The sequence below is a fragment of the Candidatus Nealsonbacteria bacterium genome, from assembly GCA_026016225.1.
Classification (GTDB): Bacteria; Patescibacteriota; Minisyncoccia; order Minisyncoccales; family JANBVM01; genus Nealson33H.
Genome location: CP061210.1, coordinates 487,945 through 509,274 on the forward strand (window position 1 = coordinate 487,945; position 21,330 = coordinate 509,274).

Annotated in this window: 21 protein-coding genes and 2 tRNA genes; 3 read left to right on the top strand and 20 right to left on the bottom strand. The window is 32.8% G+C overall.

The genetic code is table 11. The features are described 5' to 3' along the window. From IB617_02600 to IB617_02640, 9 genes are all read right to left on the bottom strand, one after another. Complete coding sequence (locus IB617_02600) at positions 1-258, bottom strand: hypothetical protein (protein UZE93026.1); 258 nt, start codon at positions 256-258, stop codon at positions 1-3. Continuing rightward, positions 255-809: a hypothetical protein gene (locus tag IB617_02605; GenBank protein ID UZE93027.1), complete on the bottom strand. Its 555-nt coding sequence runs from the start codon at positions 807-809 to the stop codon at positions 255-257. The genes IB617_02600 and IB617_02605 overlap by 4 nt, the downstream gene beginning before the upstream one ends. 140 nt (positions 810-949) lie before the next feature. Continuing rightward, on the bottom strand, positions 950-1,729 hold the full coding sequence (locus tag IB617_02610; GenBank protein UZE93028.1) for a TdeIII family type II restriction endonuclease: 780 nt from the start codon (positions 1,727-1,729) through the stop codon (positions 950-952). 5 nt (positions 1,730-1,734) lie between these two features. Further along, positions 1,735-2,910: a hypothetical protein gene (locus tag IB617_02615; GenBank protein ID UZE93029.1), complete on the bottom strand. Its 1,176-nt coding sequence runs from the start codon at positions 2,908-2,910 to the stop codon at positions 1,735-1,737. 195 nt (positions 2,911-3,105) lie between these two features. After that, complete coding sequence (locus tag IB617_02620; protein UZE93030.1) at positions 3,106-3,759, bottom strand: hypothetical protein; 654 nt, start codon at positions 3,757-3,759, stop codon at positions 3,106-3,108. Positions 3,760-3,924: 165 nt separating this feature from the next. Then, positions 3,925-3,995 (bottom strand) — tRNA-Gln (locus IB617_02625). Positions 3,996-4,006: 11 nt separating this feature from the next. Then, complete coding sequence (gene dnaX, locus IB617_02630) at positions 4,007-5,131, bottom strand: DNA polymerase III subunit gamma/tau (GenBank protein UZE93031.1); 1,125 nt, start codon at positions 5,129-5,131, stop codon at positions 4,007-4,009. Position 5,132: 1 nt separating this feature from the next. Then, positions 5,133-5,729 (bottom strand): GtrA family protein, encoded by a 597-nt coding sequence (locus tag IB617_02635; GenBank protein UZE93032.1) that lies wholly within the window; start codon positions 5,727-5,729, stop codon positions 5,133-5,135. Between the two features lie 103 nt (positions 5,730-5,832). Continuing rightward, positions 5,833-6,717 (bottom strand): hypothetical protein, encoded by an 885-nt coding sequence (locus IB617_02640; GenBank protein ID UZE93033.1) that lies wholly within the window; start codon positions 6,715-6,717, stop codon positions 5,833-5,835. Positions 6,718-6,851: 134 nt separating this feature from the next. Here IB617_02640 and IB617_02645 point away from each other — a divergent pair, with 134 nt between their 5' ends. After that, positions 6,852-8,210, top strand: coding sequence for a cysteine--tRNA ligase (locus IB617_02645; protein ID UZE93034.1), 1,359 nt, complete (start codon positions 6,852-6,854; stop codon positions 8,208-8,210). Between the two features lie 9 nt (positions 8,211-8,219). Here IB617_02645 and IB617_02650 read toward each other — a convergent pair whose 3' ends face one another. Next, positions 8,220-9,371: a glycosyltransferase family 4 protein gene (locus tag IB617_02650; GenBank protein ID UZE93035.1), complete on the bottom strand. Its 1,152-nt coding sequence runs from the start codon at positions 9,369-9,371 to the stop codon at positions 8,220-8,222. A 53-nt stretch (positions 9,372-9,424) separates the two neighbouring features. On the opposite strand from IB617_02650, the gene dnaB reads away from it, so the two are divergent. After that, the gene (gene dnaB, locus IB617_02655) at positions 9,425-10,798 is read left to right on the top strand and encodes a replicative DNA helicase (protein UZE93036.1); all 1,374 of its coding nucleotides are present in this window, start codon (positions 9,425-9,427) and stop codon (positions 10,796-10,798) included. Between the two features lie 11 nt (positions 10,799-10,809). Beyond that, the gene (gene recR / locus IB617_02660; GenBank protein UZE93037.1) at positions 10,810-11,442 is read left to right on the top strand and encodes a recombination protein RecR; all 633 of its coding nucleotides are present in this window, start codon (positions 10,810-10,812) and stop codon (positions 11,440-11,442) included. A 58-nt stretch (positions 11,443-11,500) separates the two neighbouring features. On the opposite strand, the gene rplU is transcribed toward recR, so the two are convergent. The 10 genes from rplU to mraZ all read right to left on the bottom strand — a co-directional run bounded on the left by rplU (position 11,501) and on the right by mraZ (position 20,800). Next, positions 11,501-11,815 carry a 50S ribosomal protein L21 gene (gene rplU, locus IB617_02665; GenBank protein ID UZE93038.1) on the bottom strand — a complete coding sequence of 105 codons (315 nt, stop codon included), beginning with the start codon at positions 11,813-11,815 and terminating at the stop codon, positions 11,501-11,503. A gap of 5 nt (positions 11,816-11,820) precedes the next feature. Continuing rightward, on the bottom strand, positions 11,821-12,819 hold the full coding sequence (locus IB617_02670; protein ID UZE93039.1) for a DNA recombination protein RmuC: 999 nt from the start codon (positions 12,817-12,819) through the stop codon (positions 11,821-11,823). Between the two features lie 37 nt (positions 12,820-12,856). After that, on the bottom strand, positions 12,857-13,813 hold the full coding sequence (locus IB617_02675) for a sodium:calcium antiporter (GenBank protein UZE93040.1): 957 nt from the start codon (positions 13,811-13,813) through the stop codon (positions 12,857-12,859). Position 13,814: 1 nt separating this feature from the next. Beyond that, positions 13,815-14,969 carry a hypothetical protein gene (locus tag IB617_02680; GenBank protein UZE93041.1) on the bottom strand — a complete coding sequence of 385 codons (1,155 nt, stop codon included), beginning with the start codon at positions 14,967-14,969 and terminating at the stop codon, positions 13,815-13,817. 6 nt (positions 14,970-14,975) lie between these two features. Then, on the bottom strand, positions 14,976-17,621 hold the full coding sequence (locus IB617_02685) for an HAD-IC family P-type ATPase (protein UZE93042.1): 2,646 nt from the start codon (positions 17,619-17,621) through the stop codon (positions 14,976-14,978). Between the two features lie 209 nt (positions 17,622-17,830). Further along, complete coding sequence (locus IB617_02690; GenBank protein UZE93043.1) at positions 17,831-18,049, bottom strand: hypothetical protein; 219 nt, start codon at positions 18,047-18,049, stop codon at positions 17,831-17,833. Between the two features lie 142 nt (positions 18,050-18,191). Continuing rightward, positions 18,192-18,264, bottom strand: a tRNA-Glu gene (locus IB617_02695). A gap of 85 nt (positions 18,265-18,349) precedes the next feature. Then, positions 18,350-20,008 carry a penicillin-binding protein 2 gene (locus IB617_02700; protein UZE93044.1) on the bottom strand — a complete coding sequence of 553 codons (1,659 nt, stop codon included), beginning with the start codon at positions 20,006-20,008 and terminating at the stop codon, positions 18,350-18,352. Positions 20,009-20,022: 14 nt separating this feature from the next. After that, positions 20,023-20,259: a hypothetical protein gene (locus IB617_02705; protein ID UZE93045.1), complete on the bottom strand. Its 237-nt coding sequence runs from the start codon at positions 20,257-20,259 to the stop codon at positions 20,023-20,025. A 109-nt stretch (positions 20,260-20,368) separates the two neighbouring features. Then, positions 20,369-20,800, bottom strand: coding sequence for a division/cell wall cluster transcriptional repressor MraZ (gene mraZ / locus IB617_02710; protein UZE93046.1), 432 nt, complete (start codon positions 20,798-20,800; stop codon positions 20,369-20,371). Positions 20,801-21,330: the final 530 nt, after the last annotated feature.

A 21,330-nucleotide genomic window follows, 5' to 3' on the forward strand; every position in this document is an offset into this window, starting at 1 on the left:
TTACTTCAGGTCAATATTTTTTATTCTATCTAAAATTTTTTGATACCATTGAATTTGTTTTATTGTATCTTCAAAATCGTAATATGTTAATTTCCTATGTATTCTATTCCAAATAGCTGATCTTGTTATCGTTCCATTTTTGAAGAAAATATACATCTTGGATTCAACAGAAGCGCCACCGTACACAAGCGGATATGTTCTAACAGTTTCGCCCCTCTCTTTTGCTTCTTCTTTTATTAGTTTTGTTAGCTCTGTCATATTTTCAAAATTTTAATTTTCTTAATTTTTTCTTTCATAAGAACTTTAATTAATTTATCCCAGTCTCCAGTTATATGCAATTCTCCTCTTTCAATCGCCCTCTCAAGGTTGGTCTTTCTTTCTAATAATAAGAAAGAAAAGTCTCCTAATTTTTGTTCATCTGGATAGTATTTGTAGTTGGTGTTTTCAGAAACAGTCAGGTAAATACACTTTATTTCTTTATTGACTCTTTTTATAGAGCCAAATACCTTTTTTATATTTTCAACTCCCTCTTTTGAATAAATCCCTCTGAATTTTATTTCCAAAACTGCAATAACTTGCTTAGGTTTATAAAGTAAATTTTCTTGAGCTTTTTCTCCTTCTTTTAGCACTATCAAATCTAATTCATAAGGAATGCCTTTGATAAAAACATCTCTATTACTTACATTGAGTCCCTTTTTAATGAACTCTTTTCTTAAAAGCTCGATAGTTAATGCACCAATGAATTTGGTAGCTCTCATTTCGTTCCTAAATTTCATTATTGTGTTTAGTAGTTTGAGTTCCTTTTTCATCTATTTTATGATTTCTAAAAATCAGTTTCTCTGCTTTTAAAATAACCTCATTTCTTTGAAATTTCAAGCCGAAATAAAAATTGCCCAGCGATGGGCTTTTTAAATCAAATTAAGAAAAAACTAATTTATCCATCAAAAATTTAAACATCCATTTTTTCTTCAGCAACTTGTTTAATCTTCTGTTGAATTTTCTCTTTAAATTCCTTACCAACTGAATCAAATAGTGTTAAAAGCTGTTCGAAGGTATCTTCGCCACCGAGAAAATTCCAATATTCTTCACCAATTAAAAATTCTTTTCCTCTTTCTAAAACTCCTTGTTCTGTAAATCTTTCGTATGGCTTTGGATGATAGGGATTATAGGGGAAAGATAGGAAAACTTTTACTGGTTTTCTGCGCCGTGCTATCCATTCTAATAATTTTGTCTTTGATTTTGTAAAAACATCGATATTAGGTTTTACGGTTTTAATTTCAAAATAATGTTCTACGCCCCCTTTAAGTATATAAAGGTCAGCTATTCTACCTTCTTTCTGAGCCTTACCATCTCTTGGAGAAGCACTTAAAACTTCTTTCATTTCTCTTTCACTATTTACCCTTCTTTCCTTATTCCTTAATTCGCGGACTATATTACCTATAATGGACTTTTGCTCTTTTGAAAGTACGCCACCAATATCATATTTAGTAAAACATTCTTTGGCAGAATCAGAAGCAATAATTTTTGAAACGTCTTCATAAATAGACATTCCTAACGTCGTAGCTAAAGAATGAATAAAGGAATAAGCAGCAACTTTTTCGCTGTCTTGAATAAGACGAGTAAGAAATGGCATTGAGGTAGTTTCTCGGCTATATCTTTTTAACTTACTCTCAATTTTTTGCTGTAATAATCCTTTAATCTGTTGTTTTTGATTGCTTGATAATGGCATAGGATCTAGTGATTTTTAATAAAATAATAAATGCTTTCGCTAAACCTTATGTTGTCACGCTCTGTTCTCATAAGAACAGGGCGGTGATATATTTTTTCAATACTGTAATTACAAAGTTTAGCGATGTCCGGATAGAGATTATCTCTGTCATTAACAACGACAAATATTTTTGCTTTTGGTTTCAACCACTGATTAATATTTTTAAAAACTTCAATAATATCCCTTTTATACTCTTCTTTGGCTTCCTGACTTTTGCCTTTTGATGCAGGGCCAATTTCTTTTACACAATTATTATCAAACCCAAAAAGCTCATAAGCATAACGGTGTTGGTCGTGATAATCGATTAAGCCAATATAGGGAGGAGAGGTAAAAATGCCGTCAAATTTACCACCCTTATAATCCGGAAGCTCATTTAGTTTTATTTCCCTTGAGTCTCCTTGAATAATTTTCATTTTAGCGTTAGTTCTTAACTCATCAAATTCTTTAATACGCCTTATAGTACCTAAACTGTAACGATTTATGAATTTTAGAGCTTCATCAACTGGCCGACATGTCCTCTTGTGTTTTATACACCAATAGGGCTTTTTTATTGGCTTTTTAGGTCTTGCCAAATCATAATGAGGTATTTGACGAGCACTCCGAGCCGAACGACTTAATATTATTTTTAGGATATCTTGGTTTTTATAATTTTTAATTTGTTCTCGATAAAACAAAATCTCCTGCAATGCTCTTTTAGAGAACCATGTATTGAAATAATTATTATCTATCGTAAACTCTTTGTATCCCTTTTTAAACAAGGCAGGTTGTTTTGAATGTCGATACCAATTACTAAAATCTTTTGTTTTAGATAGAATATCCTTAATCTCAGCTTCTACTTCTGGAATGTTATATTTTTTTGTTTTAATTTCAGAAATTAAACAATTAAAAAGGGAAATCTCTATACCTGCTGAATTCATACCAAGGATGTTAGATTCAATAAGAGCAGTTCCTGACCCCAAAAAGGGATCTAATATCCAATCTCCTTTTTTGAAGTAATGTTTTAAAAATGCCTCTACGAGTTGCGGTATAAATTTACCTAAATAAGGATGTAAACGATGGACATGTTTTGTTCTTTTATATTCTTGCACATTGGCAAAAGATAAATCTATCCCGTTTAATGATGTTAGAGATTTGTTTGACATATCTATTCCTTAATTTACCTTACACTTATTTTTGTTTTTTATCAAATGATTTTTGACAATTTTTGACGACTTTTGACAAAAAACGAAGCCTTATGGTTTCGCTAGGATAATTTTTTTATATAGATTTTGGCTGCTTGCATTGAGCTTGCCGAACTGCTAGCATTCTCGGTCCAGAACAGAAATTTTAAGAGGAAATTAAGGGCTTTTTGGGGGTGTTTCAGAACGCGTCTCGGTCGGTTCGTCTTTGGTGGGTTGCGGCGGCTGGGTTGCGGCGGACGGCTTTTTCTTCTTATAGACCCAGGAATATATCCATTCTATGGGCATCGGCTTCACTTGTTTTTTTGATATTTTTTCAATTTCTTGATTTAGATAAAAAAGCATTATACTTGCAATCGTTAAAAAATCACCTCTAGCTCCCTCTGGATAAATACTTCTTGCCTCTTGTAAATTTCTTACAATATCGGAAGAGTAAATTAAAGTAGTTAATAGGTCTTTTACAACACCACTTTCTAGATTTGAGCCATATACATTATGAGCAAAATCATTTCTTATTTTTCTTATTATATGAAGATCATGCGCAAGTTTTTGACTAATTAAACCTAAACGATGTGCAAATTGTACTTTCGAATTGAAATTTGACAGGGGAGCTGTAGGACCATCAAATAATTCATCATCCTTGGTGCTTACCTGAACAAGATAATTTTTTAATAAAGTAGTTAGTGTGTTCTCAATTAGAGAGGCGGTTAAAATCATGGCCGCACGATCTGTTTCTTTAGAAAACTCCTCTAAAAGAAAATCTGCCCAATATTCTGGCAAACTTTTTTTTATTTTTTTTTCATTATCTGGCATAAATTTATATATATTTTTCGTTAATCTCGAAACTATATCTACATCCGCTGACGTCCTCTCGGTCGCAAAAACCAAGCACTAACCTGCTCCGGCGTTAGGATTCGAACCCCTCTCGGTCGCCCTAACGCCATAAGCGTCTCGGTCCTCGAACTGCGCTCAACGATGCTGCGGGGCTAGGATTCGAACCTAGATTGAGTTCTTCAAAGGAACCTGTGCTACCATTACACCACCCCGCATTAATAAGTGATTAAGCCAGTGATTCAGTAATTTCAACTATTGCCAGTTCTAAAGGTAGTTGTGGAATTGAGGAGTATTTCATTTTGTTTTGGGCCTGCAAAAATATATCTACAATTTTTCTCAAATCTTCTTGTTTAAATTTCTCTGTTTGTCTCTTAAGTGTTCTAATTTCTTCTTTTGTCAAACCTGATAAATATCCATACGAAGAAGCAGGATTTTCACCCTCCCCCATTATCTTAAGAATTAATGCTTTTCTTAGATAACCAACCAGGGTTTTAGCAAACTCGTCTAAATCTAAACCCTTTCCACTAATTTCATTTAAATATTCTATTGTTTTAAAGGTTTTTTTATCCGAGAGAAAATCAGTGAATTTGCTGACTAACTCTATCTCTACCAAGCCTAATAAATCTTTAATGTCTTCAGCTTTTATCTCTTTTTCAGAATCTTTATAAAAAGTAGAAACCTGGTCTAATAAGCTTTCTGCATCTCTGATTGAACCTCCGGCATTTAGAGCTATTAATTCTAAGGCTGGTTTTTCGATTTTAATATTTTCCTTTTTAATGATAATTGTCAACTTTTTTATAATTTCTGACAAGGTGAACTTTCTAAAATCAAATCTCTGACATCTGGAGATGATTGTTGGAATCATTTTATGGATTTCTGTTGTAGCTAAAACGAAAATAGCATGGGCTGGCGGTTCCTCTAAAGTTTTCAAAAGGGCGTTAGCAGCATCTTTTGAAAGTTGATGAGCTTCATCCAGAATAAAGACTTTATATTTTGATTTTGTTGGAGAAAATCTAATTCCATTTTTCAGTTCTCTGATATCATCAATTCCCCTGTGGGAAGCAGCATCAATTTCAATTAAATCTATTGCTCTTCCTCCCATAATTTCAACACATGAAGAACACTTATCACAGGGTTCAAATTCCCCTTCTTTTCTATTTTGACAATTAACAGCTTTAGCTATTAGCCGGGCCATAGTTGTCTTCCCCGTTCCCTTAGGTCCTGAAAATAAATAAGCATGGGAAATCATTCCCTTTGAAATTGCATTGGTTAAGGTTTTGGCAATGTGTTCTTGACCAATAAATTCAGCGAAAGTTTGGGGACGATATTTTCGATATAGAACTAAAGACATATTATTTCTTAAATACTATGAATTTATAGCCTAAAAAATTCCAGACAAAACCAATAAAAACAGCAGTCATATTTCCAATACTTGCCCACATCCGCTCACTTACTCCGAATCTTACACCAATAATATTTATTACAATATAAATAATTATGGTATGGATTAAAAGTCCTCCAGACGTTACAAGGAAAAACTGCACTGCCTCTTTAACTTTATTTTGGGTATCCTTTTTTTGAAAGGTCCAGAACTTATTCCAAAAATATGAATTTACTGCTCCACAGGCAAAAGATACAATTTTAAACAGAACAGGCAGCCAGCCAGAAGCAACGGAAAAAAACCATGTTAAGCAATCAAACACTCCCATATCAATGGAACTATTTAATATTCCAACCAAAAACGATTTTCCAAATTGTACAAGAGTGGAAGTTTTTTTAAAAACAGTTTCTAAAATCCAGACGCCCAGTAAAGACAAAACAGGTAGAAGTACTGGGAAATATTTTAATACCTGCTCGGGAAAAACTCCTGCAAAAAGGACGACACGGGGTAAGATAAATCCGCATGCTAAACCAATAATTAAAGAAGCTAAAATATCTCCTTTTTTCATTGAATTATTTTATCACGAATTAGCTAAAAATCAAACCGCTAACACTCTTTTTAAAGAAATATTTAAATGCAGACTTGTTCATTTAAATAAAAAAAAGAGCTGATTATTCGCTCTTTAATGCTTCTAAAATTTTTTTAAATTCTTTATATCGGGTTCTTAATGTTACTTCAGTTACGTTAGCGGCCTTAGCTAATTCCCGTTGTGTTATCTTTTCACCATATTGTTTGCAAGCGAGATATAGGGCAGCAGCTACTAATCCAGTAGGTTTTTTTCCCAGGGCGAGACCACCTTCTTCAGCCGTTTTTAAGAGCTGGCCAGCCAGAATTTGACTTCTTCCAGAAATAGCAAGCTTTTCAGAAATTCCTGGAATATATTTTAGTGGATCTAACGGTGCAATTTTTATATCAAGCACATTGAGTAAAAGTTTACAATAGCGATTAATAGTTTTTTTGCTGATAGAAGTTATCTCTGAAATTTCTTCAATAGTTTTTGGAATTTCCTTTACTCTATAGGCAATATAAATAACAGCAGCAGCTAAATGTTCAAAACTTCTACCTTGAGTAGGAAGTTTTTTTAAAGCTTTATATAAAATCACTGCTGATTCTAATTTAACGGGCCATTCAACATTGAGCTGGCTTAATAAAGAATGAAGTCTATCCATTGCTACATTAATTCTGTGTTTTTCTGGACCAAGGAGGCAACTGTGCCATTTTCTCATTCGATTTATTACAGGTTGTGTATGTGAGGGAATTTTGTTTCCTCTAAAATCAAGATTTTTATGATCTATATAGCCTCCTGGGATTCCGTAATAAGTTATCGCTCCTACAGGATATTTCGGCTCTCCATATTTTCGTTTTACACCTCCTGTCTGGTCTAATTCTTTATCCCTGATTATAAGTCCGCATTCACAACACCATTCACCTCTTGTCAGGTCGTAACTGAAATTACTATTTCCACATTCCGGGCATACTTCAACCTCTTCTTTCATTCAATCACCTATTCTTTTTTAAATGAGCAAACATATTATTTTAATGTTGAATTATAACAGAGTTTCTAATTTTGTCAAAATAGTAAAGAAATTATAATTTGGTATAATAAAATTGATAATAATTTATTTAGTCTATGTTGAAACTATACAATACTTTAACTCGGAAAAAAGAAATTTTTAAGCCAATTAAAAAGGGCCGCGTTGGGATGTATACCTGCGGTCCCACGGTCTATGGTCCGGGTCATTTAGGTCATGGTCGAAGCTATGTGAACTTTGATATCTTAAAGAGAGTATTTCTTTATAGTAGATACAAGGTAAAACACATTCTTAATATCACCGATGTCCATGATGATATGATTAAAAAAGCCAAGGAAATAGGAATCACTATCCGCCAGTTAGCTAACCTCTACACCCCCCTCTTTCTAAAAGATTTGAAAGATTTGAATGTTATTCCGGCCGATGAGTATCCTACAGTTACAGGGCATATACCAGAAATTATTAAGATGGTTAAAATTTTGGTTGATAAAGGCTTTGGTTATGTAGAAAAAGATGGATCTGTTTATTATGATGTTTCGAAATTTAAAGACTATGGTAAGCTTTCTGGTATTAAGTTAGATAAATCAAAGACTGGAACTAGAGTAGAGACTGATAAATACGAAAAGGGAGATGTGGCTGATTTTGCGCTTTGGAAAGGATGGAAGAAAGGAGAGCCTTATTGGAAAAGCCCCTGGGGAAAGGGCAGGCCAGGATGGCATATTGAGTGTTCGGTGATGGCTAATAAGTATTTAGGAAAGACGATTGATATTCATGGGGGCGCGATGGACTTAAAGTTTCCTCATCATGAGAATGAAATTGCCCAATCTGAGGCAGCCAATGGAACAAAATTTGTTAACTATTGGTTTCACGCAGGGCTTTTAGAGATTGAAGGACAGAAGATGAGCAAATCTCTAGGGAACTATATTGAAATTCATGAAGTAAAAGATAAGGGTTTTGACCCTCTAGTCTTGCGCTACCTATTTTTAACAGCTCATTATCGCTCGAAAATGAATTTTACCTGGAAAAGTTTAGAAGCGGCAGAGAAAGCATTAGATAATCTTCATGAGAGGATAAGAGAAATGAAATCAAATATCAAGAAGCAAGAAGCAAGAAGCAAAAAAATAAAATATTATCAGAAAAAATTCTTGGGGTTTATTAATGATGATTTAAATACTCCTAAAGCTTTAGCTTTAATGTGGAAGGTGGTTAAAGATGAAAAAATATCTAATAAAGGAAAATACACTCTTTTATTAGACTTTGACAAGGTTTTTGGTTTAAATTTAACAAAGGTTAAAAAAATAAAAATTCCTCAAAAAGTAAGGAAGTTAGTTAAAGAAAGAGAAGACTATCGAAAGAAAAAAGAATGGAAGAGGGCTGATAAAATTAGAAAGGAGATAAAAAAATTAGGTTATTTGATTGAAGATACAAAGGAGAAACCTAAGATTAAAAAAGCCTAAATTTATTTTTTATTCTAAAAGAGAAATTTTAATTTTTCTCTTTTTTAATTTGTTCTTGTGACAAAGTTCATAGAAATTTAAAACCCTATCGACAACCTTGTCCCAGGAGTATTCTTTCGCTTCTTTAATCCCCTGTTCTGCTGTCTCTTTTCTTAATTTTGGATTTTTAATTAAGACTTCGATTTTTTTAGCTAAGCCCTTGTAATCTTTTGGCTTTGCCAAAAATCTTTCACCTGATTTTCCTTTCAAAAAACCTGCATAACCTTTATTGGCAAAAGCTACAACAGGTGTTCCACAAGCCATAGCTTCTAAAAGCACCAACCCAAAACTTTCTCCAAAAATAGCCGGACTGACAAAAATATCTGCTGTTCTGTAATAAAAGGCAACTTCTTTTGTTTTCTCGCCTTCAAAAATAACATTCTTTAATTCTTGCTCTTTAACATATTCTTTACACTCTTTTTTTAAAGGACCCTTGCCGACAATAATTAATCTTAGGTTTGAAAATTTTTCTTGTAAGATTTCAAACGCTTTAATCAAGTAAATTAATCCTTTTCTTTCTTCGATTCTACCAACAAACAAGATATTAGTTTTGCCATCGCAAAATTTCTTAATTTTGGGTACTTTGGTATTAAATTTATCAAGGTCAATTCCATTTGGTATAACTGTTTTCAGACCCTTAAAATCTTTAAAATAATCTAAAGCTAAAGGAGCTACTCCTATTACTCCATCTATTTTCCATCGGCAGGTTTTATTTAAAATATATAAAAGAGTAGGAGACTTTTTTAAGAGCTTACTCCTGCTGTGGAAAGTTAAGATATTTAAGGTGTTTGAAGTAGAAGGACTGAGTAATATTTGTAGTGTTGAAGGAAGTCCACAATTATGGAAGTGTAAAACATCAAATTTTTCTTTTCTGAGAGTTCTCTCAATAGATATAGGATTAAAATGGATATCAAAATCTGATTGACTTCCATCAACAACCATTGGAAAAGAGGTTCCCAACAAAATTACATTTCTGCCATAGTTCTCTGAGCTTTTCCTTCTTGGGACAATAATTTTGGTCTCAATCCCCTTTTTCTTAAATTCTTTAAACAATCCTAAGATATGCCTTTTTACTCCGCCCGGGTTAGAAAAAGAATGGAAAGAGATTAAACCAACTTTCATAGTGTAAATCTAAGACTTGCCAAACTTGGAAGTCTTTTGCTATATTATACTTGATGGTTAATAATTCTTCAATCTCTAACTTACCTGAGAAATTACCTCCTCAGTCAATCGAAGCTGAGCAAGGTGTACTTGGTTGTTTAATGCTCGATAAATTAGCTATTATAAAGGTGGCTGACTTTTTGTCACCCGAAGACTTTTATCGTAAAACTCATCAGCAAATTTATAGAACATGCATGGAGCTTTTTGAAAAAAATGAACCGATTGATTTTTTATCAGTTTCAAACAGATTAAAAGAAAAAAATTTATTAGAACAAATAGGAGAAAACAGTTATTTGACAGAATTAATAAATCTTGTTCCTACCCCCTACCATGTTTTAAATTATGCAAAGATTATTTATAATAAGAGAGTTTTAAGAGACTTAATCGGTGCTTCTCAGGAAATAGCCCATTTGGGATACAATGAGGCCGAAGACATAAATAGTCTTTTAGATAAAGCTGAAAGAAGAATTTTTAGTATTGCCCAAAAAGGTCTTTGCCAGGAATTTATACTTATAAAAGATACCTTAGAGGAAGCTTTTGAGAGAATTGATAACTTATCCAAACATAAATCAGGTCTTAGAGGAGTGAGTACCGGTTTTGATGATTTAGATAATATATTAGCTGGTTTCCAAAAATCTGACTTAATAATTTTAGCTGCACGTCCTTCTCTTGGAAAGAGTGCTTTAGCTCTTAACTTTGCAGCCAATTTAGCCATTAATCAAAAGATGCCTGTGGGGATATTTTCTTTAGAGATGTCAAAAGACCAGGTAGTTGACAGATTAATAGCCAGTCTTTCGGGAGTTGATTTGTGGAGATTAAGAACGGGCAGGCTTTCTGGTGAAGGTCAAAACAATGATTTTACAAGAATCCAACAAGCTTTAGCAATTTTATCTGAAGCTCCTATCTATGTTGATGATGTTTTTTCTTCCACTGTTTTACAAATGAAGGCAATGTCCCGGAGATTGCAGGCAGAGAAAGACCTGGGAATGATTATTGTAGATTATCTGCAGTTAATGGAGCCCTTAAATCCAAATGCCAGCCCTGTCCAGCAGGTATCTGAAAATTCAAGAGCTTTGAAAGGTTTAGCTAGAGAACTTAAGGTACCGGTACTGGTAGTATCTCAATTATCTCGAGCTGTTGAACATCGGTCTCCGCAAATTCCAAGATTAGCAGATTTAAGACAGTCAGGAACCATTGAACAAGATGCAGATGTTGTTATGTTTATTTATCGAGAGAACCGTTATCAGGAGGAAACCTCAAAAAAGAATATTGCTGATTTAATTATTGCTAAACACCGTAACGGTCCGGTTGGAAGAGTTAAGCTTTATTTTGACGAAAGAAGGGTAACTTTTAGGAGTTTAGAAAAATCCATTGAAAATCAACAATAAACTCAATTCGAATGAACTATCCACCTACTATTGAAAAATTAATTAAACTTTTCTCCAAATTCCCAACGGTCGGGCCAAAAACAGCTGCCCGTTTTGTTTTTTATCTTTTAAAATCCAAAAAAGAAGATATTGATGAACTTATCGATACTATATTCCGTCTTAAAAAAAACGTAAAAGCTTGTAATTTGTGCTTTAATTCTTTTGAGCCCTCCTACGCTGAAGCTACGAAGGGCAAGTCATCCGAAGCGAAACTATGTGATATTTGTTCTAATCCTACCAGAGATAAAAGTTTACTTTGTATTATTGAGAAAGAAACTGATTTATTAGCTATTGAAAAGACAAAAAAATATAAGGGACTTTATTTTATTCTGGGAGGAATAATTTCAACTCTAAGAAAAAAAGATATTGAAAAAATAAGAAGTGAAGAGCTAAAAGAAAGAATAGAAAAAGACCTCGTAATTAAAGAAATTATTATTGCCACAAATCCAACCTCAGAAGGGGAAGCTACAGCTTTATATTTAGAAAGATTATTAAATCCTTTTAATAAAAAAATCACCCGTTTAGCCCGAGGATTACCAGTAGGAGGAGAGTTAGAATATGCTGACGAGGAAACCCTAAAAAGTGCATTGGAAGGAAGGAAATAATTTGGACATTACAAAAACAGCCAAAAGGCTGTTTTAAAATCTCTATGTTTATTAATACTTACTCTTTTTCAATTTTAGTTATTTCTACCTCTGTAAAGCGTTGTCTGTGACCCTTTTTAACCTTATACCTCTTACTCGCCTTATATTTAAACACAATCACTTTTTTGGATTTGCCCTGTTTGATAATCGTTGCCTCAACCTTTGCCTTCTTAACCAAAGGAGTTCCAATTTCCAGTGTTTTGCCTTTTTGTAACAACAAAACCTCATTGAAAGTTGTTTTTTCACCTTCTTCCTTGTTTATCTTTTCTATTTTTATTTTGTCTCCCGGGGAAACAATATATTGTTTCCCGCCTGTTCTAATTATTGCAAACATAGTGATTAATTCGGTCCTTCTAACTTTTTATTTTCTTTTATTTCTAATAATTTTTCTACTCTGCCTGAAAATAAAGTAAGACGTTTTTCTGAATTATCGTAGGCAGAAATAGCATGTTTTAAATGGCTGCCGAGCTTTTTAAAGCTTCCTTCTAATTTTTCTGCGTCTTGATTAATTCTATTCAATCGTTTTAGAATTTGCTGGGTTTGCCTTGAGATTTGAGTATCTTTAAACCAGTGTTCAATTGTTCTTAAGGTCAAATAAATTGTATTAGGAGAGGTTAAAACAATTTTTTTTGCCCAGGCATAATTAGTAGCATCTTCTTTTCTTAAATCAAACATTATTTGATAATAAATAGCTTCAGCCGGAATATACATTAAAGCAAAATCGACCGTTCCTTCTGAAGGAAGAACATATTTGGAAGAAATTTCATCTATTCTTTTTTTTAAATCTCGAAGAAATCTTTGTTGGTAAAGATTTTTTTTCTCTTCTGAAACAGAGCTTATCATTCTTTCAAAATTATCTGAAGAGAATTTGGAATCAATTGGCAAAATTTTGCCGTTTGGAAGTTTTAAGACCGCATCCACTTTTTCTCCCGAAGAGAAAATATATTGTTTTTTCCAAAGTTCTTGAGGAAAGTGCTGGGTTAAGATGTGTTCTAATGAAGCCTCTCCCCACTGTCCCTTTAATTTTGGGGATTTAAAAATCTCCTGGAAGGTAGAAACGTCTTTAACTCTTTTCTGAATTTGCTTTAAATCCTCTCGAATCTGAGTTGTTCCTTCAGTAAATGCTCTTATTTGCTCATTAAGGACTCTTGAAGCGCCATTTTGAGTATCTCTAATTTCTTTCATTTGATTTATCATTAAATCTGTCAAACGTCTTTCCAAATCTCTAATAGATTCACTTTGGGTTTCATCAATTTTTGATTTTTTTCTGAAAAAAATAAAAAATACAGCCCCGATTAAAACAAAAACACCTATGAGAATAAAAAAAACCTCGTTCATTGCTCTATCTTAATTTATGAGGGGCTTTTAGTCAACTTTATTTAAGAAAAATTTCTGTGGCAACAAAAAAGATATAAATTCCAAGCAAAAATATAGCCTCTCTTTTGGTAATTCTACGGTCAGTTCTGGCAAAAATGACAAAAAACAAACAAGTGGCTACCGTGAAGATAATCCCCCTCAGATAGGGTGAAAAATCAGAAACATCAAAAGGGGAAATTAAAGCTGTCAAACCTAATACTAAAGTAGAGTTAATTATTACAGAGCCCATTACATTTCCAAGAATCATTTCTTTGTGACCCATAGTAATTGACCTTATTCCAAAAGCTATCTCTGGAAGAGAAGTTCCTAAAGCTACAAAAATAGTACCGATAATTACCAGAGGTAAATTAAGAGAAGCAGCTAATTTCATTGCTGAGAAAACAACCCCTTCAGCACTTATTAAGAGTAGACCGGACCCTATCCAAAACATCGCCAGGTTCTTTAAGAATAATTTAAAGTAAGGCCAGTCTTCTTTAAAATGATTTGAAAAAATTTTAGTAAATCTTTCTTCTTCAGATAAAAGCTGATCGAAATAAAAACTCAAGGCTAAAAGCAAAACTATTCCATCTACTCTGGAAACTCTACCATCCAACATTAAAAGAAGAGGGAAAAGTCCATAAATCCCAGCATAGACACTTGATTTTTGTAGGATTTTTCCTTTAAACTTTAGTCCCCCTGCTAATATTACCCCAATAGTTATTACTAAGGTAAGAACAATAATGTTAGAACCAATAATGTTTCCAAATGAGAGTTCAGGTTTTTGATGAAGGGCTGAGGTAATTCCAATAAAAATCTCTGGAAATGAAGTTGAAAAGGCTATCAAAACAGAAGCTACTATAAATTCCTTCCATTTCAAAAATTGAGCTATTTTAGTTAGACTTTTTACTACCCAGACTCCTGAGCGGATTAAAACCAGACAAGAGATAATAAAAATTAGAATATAAAGCCAGACCATTTCACTGTTTTAAGAAGTAAATTATTTGTAAAATGAAACCTGCAACAAAAATTAAAATTAAGGGCAGGGTTAAAAGCCATGTTTTTTTACCCTTACTTCCTTCGGTTTTTCTCAGAACAAGTTTTTGGTACATTAATAAAATTAAAATTCCTTCAACACCGAGCATAACTCCCCCAGCTATACTTATTACCGTAATAAAACTTTTAAGACCGAGCAGAAAGAGAATTAAGGGAGGAAAACAAGTAAGTGCCCAGGCTAAATTCTTTCCTATCTTTAAATCATACCAAAAAACGCGTTTTAAAGTAAGTCCCAAGGTAATAAAAGAAGTAAAAGTTGTTAAAAGACCAAATAAAAGAGTTAAATTAACCAATCTTCCACCCAGGTAATTAGACAATCCTGTTAATGCAGATTCTGTTGTTTCCGGCCCTGTAATCCCTAAAACTAAATAAATAAAGAATATGTAGATTATTATCGGTATAAAGGTAGCAACAGGAATTATTTTTTGAAGTAAATTCTTATCTTTTCCTAACATTTCTTCCACTTCCGGAATTAAGACCGCTCCCCAAAGTGAAAAAAGAACTGCTCCATAGGGCAAGAAAAAAGTTAAAATATCAAGATTAGCCGGGGGTAGAAAAAACTGTTCTATTCTAATAATAGGATAGGCACGAATAAAAATAATGATTAAAACAGCAAAAAAGAGAATTAGTCCCCAAACCTCTATTTGAGCTATAATTTTAATTCCAAGGAAGATAAGAATAGCTCCTGTAATAAAATAAAGCAGAGTATAAAAAACATTTCCTTCAATATTGAGGATTGGAGAAAGTAAACTTTCTAAAAAACTACCGCCTACGATTAAATAAGCTAAAATTGCACCAAATGCTCCTAAAACCGCACAAATAAAAGCTATTCTTTCACCCCACTTACCTAAATGGAATTTTGCAAAACCGGGCAGTCTCTTAAAATCAGGAGTGGCAATAGCCAGTTTTCCAAAGAGTGAATGAATTATGGTAACTATTATTCCCAGAACTAAAAAATAGCCAAGCATTACCCAAAAGCCAACTTTTGAAGCTATATAAGGTAAAGAAAAAAGACCTACTCCTATGGTGGTACCAGAAAGAGTAGCTATTGAATAAATAATTTTTTTCAGTTTGGACATAATACTTCAGAGCTCTGTTTGATGCCTAACAATAAAATACCATTTGGTAGCTTCAATTAAAGTTATTTCAATCAACCCTAAGGATATTATGATTGTCCAATCTTGAAGATTAAGAGGAACGGTTTTTAAAAGCGTTTGAAATAAAGGGAGGTAGATAGCCATGACAAGCACTAAAACTCCAATTATTAAAGCTGCAATCAAAAGTTTATTTGAAAAGGGATTAATATGCCATAGATTGCGCCTTAGACTCTTGCAGGAAAAAACATAAAAAAGAGAATCAATAGATAAGCAAGCGAAAATCATTGTTCTAATATGAACAATATTATGGTCTTTATGGAAAAGCCAAAAGAATAATCCCAAAAGTATTAAATCTGTAATCAGTCCGATGATAAAAATTATTACCTTCATTTCTTGGGTCAGAAGATGAATCTTATGGGCTGCAGGCTTCATTTTCATTAAATCCTTTTCTTTCGGTTCAAAAGCTAAGGCAATATCTGGTAATCCGTCTTCAATTAAATTTACCCATAAAATTTGGATAGCTGTAATTGGTAAAGGAAATCCAGCTAAAATACTTACACTGATTAAGATTACTTCTGTAAAGCTATCTGAAAGTAAATAAGTTATAACCTTTCTGATGTTGTCCAAGATTGCTCTACCTTCTTCAACTGCTTTAACAATTATTGAAAAGCTATCATTTAATAAAATTAAGTCAGAAGTTTCTTTAGCTACCTCGGTTCCAGAACCTAAAGCCACCCCAATATCAGCTTTTTTTAAAGCCGGAGCGTCGTTTATTCCATCGCCTGTCATAGCTACCACCTCTCCTCTTTTTTGCCAGGCTTCAATAATTCTTGTTTTGTGTTTTGGTTCAACCCTGGCATAGATTTTGATTTTTTCTAATATCTTTTCAAAATCTTTATCGGAAAGTTTATCTAATTCTTTTCCCTCTAAAATATTTTCTTTTGCTATTTTAAAACCAATTTCTTTAGCCACAGATTCTGCTGTTAATTTATGGTCACCAGTAGCAATAATTGTTCTCATCCCTGCCTGGCGGCAGATTCTTATGGCTTCCTTGACTTCTTTTCTTATAGGGTCTTTTAGGGTGATAAAACCTGCAAATAATAGATTGTTAATTTGGTCTTCTAATTTTTGAGTTGTTAGTTTTGAACCTTGAACTTTTTTGTATCCTGTTCCGACCACTCTCAATCCGGCTCTTGCTAATTTTCTTAGTTCTGATTGGAACATTTTCAGAGTTTCAGGACTAAGAGGAAGAATATCATCTTTTAATTGGTAAAAATTACAACGTTCTAAGATTCGTTCTGGAGCTCCGCAAACATAGAGAAAATGTTTTTCATTTTCTTCAAATACCGTCGCAATAAATTTATTTATTGGATTGAAAGGAAGTTCAGCAATTTTTTTCTTTTCAAATTCCTTTTTCTGATTAAACCCTGCTTCAATTCCAGCTTCCAAGAGAGCTTTATCTGTAGGTCTTCCTCTTAAAATCCATTCTTCTCTGGGAGATTCTGGATTTTCAATAAAAGCCTCTGAAGTTAAGGCAGCAATTTTAAGAGTCAAGAACTCTGCTTTTTCATTAGGTTTTTTTTCCAAAATTTGACCGGGAGTTATTATCCTGTTTACTTTCATTTTTCCCTCGGTTAAGGTGGCTGTCTTATCCGTACAAATTATAGAGGTACTTCCAAGGGTCTCTGCCGAAGATAATTTTCTAACCAATCCACCTTTTTTCAAAATCCTCTGCATTCCAAGAGCTAAAATTACAGTCATTGCTACAGGTAGTCCTTCGGGAATGGCAGCTACAGCTACAGCTACTGCAATAATAAACATTTCTATAAATTCTCCCCCTGTTATTATTCCCTCAATAAAAATTCCAAAACATACTATTCCAATTATTATTCCGATAGCTCCTGAAAATCTTGCTATTTTTTTTTGATAAGGGGTTTTTTCCTCCGGAGTCTCCTTAATCATTGTGGCTATTTTTCCAATTTCGGTTTGAACTCCAGTTTCAACAACTACTGCTTTTCCTTTTCCATCTTCAACAATTGTTCCCATATAAACCATATTATCTCTGTCAGCCAGGGGCGTTTCTTTTGTTAAAACATCTGCTTTTTTTTCTGCCGATAACCATTCTCCCGTTAAAGTCATTTCATTTGTCTTAAGATTATGACTTTCTATTATTCTCCCGTCAGCAGGGACCTTGTCTCCTGGATTTAAGATAATAATATCGCCGGGAACTAATTCGCTTGAATCAATAATTTTTAAATTTCCTTCCCTTAAAACTTCGGCTGTATATTTTACTAGCTTTTTTAGTTCTTTTAGGGTTTTGGATGCTTTATTTTCTTGAATATATCCTACAACAGTATTTAAAAAAACAGCGCCAAAAATCACAATGGCGTCTGTAAATTCTTTTAGAACTAAAGTAATAATTCCTGCAATCAACAAAATATAAATTAAAGGGCTTTTAAATTGTTCTAAAAATATCCTTAATCTTGAAAGAGGTTTTTCTTTGGGAAGTTCATTTTTACCAAATTCTTTGAGAGACAGTTTTACTTCTTTTTCACTTAAACCTTTTTCAATATTGGTTCTTAAAATTCTTTCTACTTCCTCTATTTCCAAATTGTGCCAAAAAAACTTAGCCATTATATTATTTTATCTCAAAACAGAAATAAAAAGAAGAGACATGTCTCTCTTTAAACGAACTTTTTCAAAACAAAAAAAGGAGATAAAAGTTTAAAGAAAAAAAATGAATTTAATTATTATTTATAAATAAGGGAGGAAAGGTTCTTGTTCTACTTCTTACCTCTTTGAGGGAGACATAATTACCCTTTTAAGGAGCGTACACTCCAACCTTACCTTAGTTTTTTTCTCAGAGAGCTAATCTCTTCTCCGCATACTTCTGTTATTAGAATCTTTGCGAACTCCGAAAGTTCAGTTAGAGGAATGCCAGTTTCTTGACTGATATTGCCCAAATCTCTCTTAATATTACTTATCTCACCAATATGCATCCGTTTTTTGACATCCCTTTTAGTTAACTCCCAGGCTATTTCTCCTTTTCTCTTCTCGTCCATTTTTTTTCACCTCCTTTTTATTATTTTTATATATTATAAAAGATCTTAATAAGAGCAAAACTCTTACGCTTTTATAATACAAAATTTATTAGCTTTTGTCAAGTTAATATATTAAAAAATTAGTCTTTCAGCTAATCTTCTGTGGCCCCAAGGGGAGTCGAACCCCTGTTACCGGGATGAGAACCCGACGTCCTAAACCATTAGACGATGGGGCCAGTGGCAGTACGAATTAAACTAAATTTTATATTTTTAATATTATACTCAAAAAATTAAAAAAAAGCAACCTATCATTCCCAACAACTATTCCTCATAATCAGGTGGAATTTGATACTGATGAATAATATATTCTGCTAATTCTTTGAATATCGGTACAGTTGAATATTCAGCTGTTTTTGTTTCGGGGTTATCTAATTTTACTAAAATTAGAAACTGAGGATCAAAAGCTGGAGCGAAACCAATGAAGGTTTGAATGGTTTTTTCAGAGTAACCTTCTTTCTCAATTCCTAAAGCACCGAAAGAAACCTGGGCTGTTCCCGTTTTACCGGCAATGAAATAACCCGGAACCTGAGCTTGTTTTGCAAAACCATTTTCAACAACGCTTACCAGCATAGCGGTTAATTGATAAGCTATCCTGGAGGAAATAATTTTTTCTTCTTCAGTTTCTATATCACTTTTTAAATTATAGTCTTTTACAATGTCATCTGGATTTGTGATTTTTTCTACTAAATAGGGCTTTATTAATTTACCCCCATTGGCAATAACACAATAAGCCCTGACTAATTGGATTGGAGTCATTTGAATTCCTTGACCAAAGGAAGCTGTAGCAAAATTTATTTCTCTGCCCTTTTTTAATTCTTCATTTAATGAATAGGTTTCCTGGACATCAATTCCGGTGGGCTCAAAAAAACCGAACTTTTCTGCATATTTTAAAAAAAGATTTTGTCCCAGTTCTTTTTGAACAAAAACAGCCCCGGTATTAATTGATTTTTCCAAAACATTGGTCATTGTTTGTTCTCCATGAACTTTCTGACCGTAATTATAAATAGGAGTCGGATAACCATCAATTTTTACAGACCCTTCGTCAATGTAAGTTGTTTGAGGGGAAATTTTATTTTCTTCCAAGGCAGCGGCCATTGTTATTGCTTTAAAAACAGAACCTGGTTCAAACAGGTCTTGAGTAGCCCTATTCTTAAAAATTTCCAGATTGCCTTCTTTAGCATATTTTTCATAATGATTGGGATTAAAATTAAATAAATCTGCCATTGCCAATATTTTTCCAGAATCAGGTTCAATAACAATAATTTGTCCACCTTCAATATTAAAATTCTCTTTTGCTTTTTGTAATATTTTCTCTGCCTGGAATTGAACGTTATAATTAATGGTTAATGTTAAATCAGAACCTTTTTCTTCATCTATCAGGCTTTTTTTAGCTTCCAAAACATTATTATACGACTGTTCCAAACCGTATTGTCCTTTTCCTTCAGCTCCTAAGAAACCAGTTATCTGGGAAGCCAAAAGCTCTTTCGGATAATATCTTCCTATTTCTTTTTTCAGATAAATACCTTTTAGATTTAAATTTTTTAAACTTTCAAACTCTTCCTCATTTAGCTTTCTTTTTAATAAAGAATAAGAATTATCTTTGTCTAATTTTTCTAAAATAAAGTTTTCTTCGAGATTAAGAATTTGACTTAAAATTTGAGCGGTTTCTTCAGTATTTTCAATTTCTTTAGGGTGGGCAAAAACTAACGGCCAATCTATATTAATAGCCAAAGATTCTCCTCCTTCTAAAAAAATCTTTCCTCTATCTCCCTGGTTTTCATTAAAAGAACTATGGAGTCCTTGTGAAAGAGCCCGATAGAAACCACCTTGAAGGATTTGAATAAAAACTAAGCGACCTATGATAGTCGCTGAGATAATAAGAAAAGCAAGAAAAACAATATTAATCCTCCAGTTTTTCATATAGTGGTATTTAGTTATTTAGTTACAACTGAACCTTCTAAAATTTGAATATATTTTACCTGACTCTGAGTGGGTTTTACAAAATCTCTATTGGCAAGATAATTTTCAATATTCGATAAAGAACTCATTTTTGAAAAATTAATATCTAAACTTTTGTTATTTTCTAAAAGAGTTGCTAATTTTATTTTGTAATCTTCAACTAAATATATATCTTGGCTTAAGCCTCCCACTTGAAAAAGATAATAAATCATAACAAACAGACCCGAGATTATAGTTAGAATAAAGAGAAGATTTATATTTAATAGTTTAGTTGTACTAGACATAATTTTACTGAACCTTTTTTACTTTTAATAACTTAGGTTAAATACCAAGTTCTTCTAAACGACCTGCCATGTCTCCAATTTCTTTTTCGGTTTTTTGTCTGTAATCCTTCCAAGTTTTCTCATCCCAGATTTCTATTTTATTAGAAAGACCTATGATAACAACATCTTTTTTTAAGCCAGCATATTTTTTTAAATAATCAGGGATTAAAATTCTTCCCAGTTTATCGAGGTTTACATCTACTGCTCCAGACAGTATTATTCTTGAAAATCCCCTGGCATCTATTTTACTGCTGGGTAGATTTTCTAATTTTTCACTTACTTTTTGCCATTCATTAATTGGATAGACAACTAAACAATTATCTAATCCTCTAGTAATAACCGCCTTTTTCCCAAGACTTTTGCGAAACTTCGAAGGTATAGATAATCTTTTTTTATGGTCAATTATATATGAGTATTCACCAATAAACATATTAATTTAATTATCCACAGTTTTAGTCTCTTATTAACATATTTATCCACAATTCCCCACCTACATTCACTTTATCTCACTTTATATATTATAGTCAACCTATAATAAAAATATACTCAAATTGAATATAAAAATACAACTTTATACACAGGAAATCCACAGTATATCAAAAAACCCAAGAGAAAAACTCTCGGGATAGTGATTTATCCTGAGCTTTCGGAATTAGAACTTTAGACTGGAGAAATGCTTAATTATTAAAAGAGGCGCCAATATTTGGCGCCTCTTACATATTCTTCTTTTACCACTCCTCTCCTTCCTCTTCTTCCTCTTTTTCTGATTCTTCCTTTTCTTCTTCCTTTTCCTCTTCTTCTGGGTCGTAATCTTCTTGTAGTTTGAATTTTCTCAGAAGCATTATTTTCAGGAACTTCTTAATGCTTTTAAGAAAATCTAAAGATTTTCTGTTATTGCATTATTGAAGCTTATATTTTGCGAAAGTTCAACGGGAGACCAACCCCGTAAAAACCATTCTA

What these genes read in the sequence shown, in the direction of transcription:
- IB617_02600 (UZE93026.1), bottom strand. Translation starts at nt 258, where the DNA reads ATGACAGAGCTAACAAAACTAATAAAAGAAGAAGCAAAAGAGAGGGGC.
- IB617_02605 (UZE93027.1), bottom strand. Translation starts at nt 809, where the DNA reads ATGAAAAAGGAACTCAAACTACTAAACACAATAATGAAATTTAGGAAC.
- IB617_02610 (UZE93028.1), bottom strand. Translation starts at nt 1,729, where the DNA reads ATGCCATTATCAAGCAATCAAAAACAACAGATTAAAGGATTATTACAG.
- IB617_02615 (UZE93029.1), bottom strand. Translation starts at nt 2,910, where the DNA reads ATGTCAAACAAATCTCTAACATCATTAAACGGGATAGATTTATCTTTT.
- IB617_02620 (UZE93030.1), bottom strand. Translation starts at nt 3,759, where the DNA reads ATGCCAGATAATGAAAAAAAAATAAAAAAAAGTTTGCCAGAATATTGG.
- dnaX (UZE93031.1), bottom strand. Translation starts at nt 5,131, where the DNA reads ATGTCTTTAGTTCTATATCGAAAATATCGTCCCCAAACTTTCGCTGAA.
- IB617_02635 (UZE93032.1), bottom strand. Translation starts at nt 5,729, where the DNA reads ATGAAAAAAGGAGATATTTTAGCTTCTTTAATTATTGGTTTAGCATGC.
- IB617_02640 (UZE93033.1), bottom strand. Translation starts at nt 6,717, where the DNA reads ATGAAAGAAGAGGTTGAAGTATGCCCGGAATGTGGAAATAGTAATTTC.
- IB617_02645 (UZE93034.1), top strand. Translation starts at nt 6,852, where the DNA reads ATGTTGAAACTATACAATACTTTAACTCGGAAAAAAGAAATTTTTAAG.
- IB617_02650 (UZE93035.1), bottom strand. Translation starts at nt 9,371, where the DNA reads ATGAAAGTTGGTTTAATCTCTTTCCATTCTTTTTCTAACCCGGGCGGA.
- dnaB (UZE93036.1), top strand. Translation starts at nt 9,425, where the DNA reads ATGGTTAATAATTCTTCAATCTCTAACTTACCTGAGAAATTACCTCCT.
- recR (UZE93037.1), top strand. Translation starts at nt 10,810, where the DNA reads ATGAACTATCCACCTACTATTGAAAAATTAATTAAACTTTTCTCCAAA.
- rplU (UZE93038.1), bottom strand. Translation starts at nt 11,815, where the DNA reads ATGTTTGCAATAATTAGAACAGGCGGGAAACAATATATTGTTTCCCCG.
- IB617_02670 (UZE93039.1), bottom strand. Translation starts at nt 12,819, where the DNA reads ATGAACGAGGTTTTTTTTATTCTCATAGGTGTTTTTGTTTTAATCGGG.
- IB617_02675 (UZE93040.1), bottom strand. Translation starts at nt 13,813, where the DNA reads ATGGTCTGGCTTTATATTCTAATTTTTATTATCTCTTGTCTGGTTTTA.
- IB617_02680 (UZE93041.1), bottom strand. Translation starts at nt 14,969, where the DNA reads ATGTCCAAACTGAAAAAAATTATTTATTCAATAGCTACTCTTTCTGGT.
- IB617_02685 (UZE93042.1), bottom strand. Translation starts at nt 17,621, where the DNA reads ATGGCTAAGTTTTTTTGGCACAATTTGGAAATAGAGGAAGTAGAAAGA.
- IB617_02690 (UZE93043.1), bottom strand. Translation starts at nt 18,049, where the DNA reads ATGGACGAGAAGAGAAAAGGAGAAATAGCCTGGGAGTTAACTAAAAGG.
- IB617_02700 (UZE93044.1), bottom strand. Translation starts at nt 20,008, where the DNA reads ATGAAAAACTGGAGGATTAATATTGTTTTTCTTGCTTTTCTTATTATC.
- IB617_02705 (UZE93045.1), bottom strand. Translation starts at nt 20,259, where the DNA reads ATGATTTATTATCTTTTTCAAGTGGGAGGCTTAAGCCAAGATATATAT.
- mraZ (UZE93046.1), bottom strand. Translation starts at nt 20,800, where the DNA reads ATGTTTATTGGTGAATACTCATATATAATTGACCATAAAAAAAGATTA.